1 pseudogene is annotated in these 324 nt (G+C 43.2%); it reads left to right on the top strand.

Annotated elements, in window-relative coordinates:
- A pseudogene (locus CWC17_RS19090) lies at positions 1-324 on the top strand (Mks condensin complex protein MksF); the annotation flags it as partial.

The following is a 324-nucleotide window of genomic DNA, read 5'->3' on the forward strand; positions in this document are numbered from 1 at the left end:
AGATGAAACCCGTAAATTTTATGTTTCATCGGATCAAACGTAGATTTTTCTCGAAGCTAACCTCCCTCATGGATCGGCCGTAATTGGGGGCGCAGGCATGGCTAAAATAGCCGGGTATGCGAATAAGTACTTTTGTTATCTGGGCAAACATGAGTTAGCGCAGTACACGCAAGGTAAAACCATAATTAAGATTACCAAGCTGTTTAATCATTTAAAATCGCAAGGTGACAACCCAATAGAGCTAAAAGCACAAGAGCTAAACGCCCTACTTACCGGTGGCGCAACGCGCTTTGACGGCGACATTAATTTAAAAATGATCCCGCT

Origin of the sequence: Pseudoalteromonas sp. S3785 (assembly GCF_005887365.1) — a bacterium.
GTDB lineage: Bacteria > Pseudomonadota > Gammaproteobacteria > Enterobacterales > Alteromonadaceae > Pseudoalteromonas.